At 41.4% G+C, this 1,348-nt stretch carries 1 protein-coding gene; it reads right to left on the bottom strand.

Translation table 11 applies throughout. The features are described from left to right. Positions 1 to 1,348, bottom strand: a 1,348-nt coding sequence (locus ACRQQK_RS14190) for a methyl-accepting chemotaxis protein (RefSeq protein WP_457512470.1), incomplete at both ends; no start/stop codon positions are given.

Here is a 1,348-nt window from a genome sequence, read left to right as displayed (position 1 = left end):
CCATTACGGTAACAGCATCATCTGAAGCAGCTTTCAGCCGCTGTATGATATCGTGAATGTCTCCAGTACTGTCCTGCGTACGACTTGCTAGTTTACGGACTTCATCTGCCACTACAGCAAAGCCACGACCTTGATCTCCAGCTCGGGCAGCTTCGATGGCAGCATTCAGTGCTAACAAGTTAGTTTGTTCAGCGATTTCCTGAATAATATCAAGTGATGATGAAATGTTCTTTACATCGCCCTCAAGCTTGGATATTACAATACTTGCTTGAGCTACCTCTTCTGATAAAGCTGATACAGAACTTGCTGTAGCCACAACAACTTGATGCGCAACACTAACATTATCTTCTGCTTCCCGTGCAGAATCAGCAGCTTGACCAGCATTATTCGATATCTCTGCCGCTGTTGCTGTCATTTCTGTCATCGCTGTCGCTACTTGTTCTGTCTCTTTTTGCTGACCAGCGGAAAGTTGAGCTGAATCCGAAGCTCTCTGATTCATCGCTTTGCTCTCTTGAACAACTTGCTGACTTACATTTCTAACTTGGTTGATAATCTCTTGAAGACTCGCTACAAATGTATTGAAATCTTCACTAAGAACATTAAATTCCCTTGCTTTAAAGTTTTCCATGCGAGCCGTCAAATCAGCATCACCACTAGCGAAAGAACGGATAGAGTTACTAAAGAGTTCAAGTGGTCTCATAACGCTTCTATTCACTAGATATGCCATGAAAGCAACGCTCAGCATAACGACGACGCTAATTAGAATCAGTGTCCAAAGACTTTGATCTAATCTATCTAAAGCACTTTTTTCCATATGCATCAGTTCTTGTTCTACATCGTCGGTGTAGATACCGGCCCCTAAAGTCAGATCCCATTGTGGAATATAAATAGAGTAACTAAGCTTGGGCAGTGGTGATGAACTGCCAGGTTTAGGGAAGTAATACGTTGTGAATTTTTCAGCCTTTGCATTCTTAATTAATTCTTGAACAAAATAGCTGCCATTCGAGTCCTTGAGATTATAAAAGCTTTGACCAATACCTACGTTACTTTTTCCTAGAAGTAGTCTTATGCCTTTTGAGTCATACCCAAATAGATACCCTGAATCACCGAACTTAACATTTCTCAAAAGAGAAATGGCATCTTCACGAGACGCTTTTGTGTGTTTTAGTGGAGCTAAGGTACTATCTGCAATTTCTAGGTAGGTTCGTAGCTCAGCCTTCTTCATTTCTATCATCGTTTCGTGGGCGCTAGTAATTTGATCTGAGCTTAAACGCCTGGCTTCAATCGAGGCCTCTAACATCATTGCGATAGATACAATGATCACTGGTAAGAAAGACAAAACATAAAG

Source organism: Vibrio sp. C8 (genome assembly GCF_054051265.1).
The sequence above is the reverse complement of the archived record's forward strand: the minus strand, read 5'-3'. Positions and strand labels throughout refer to the sequence as shown.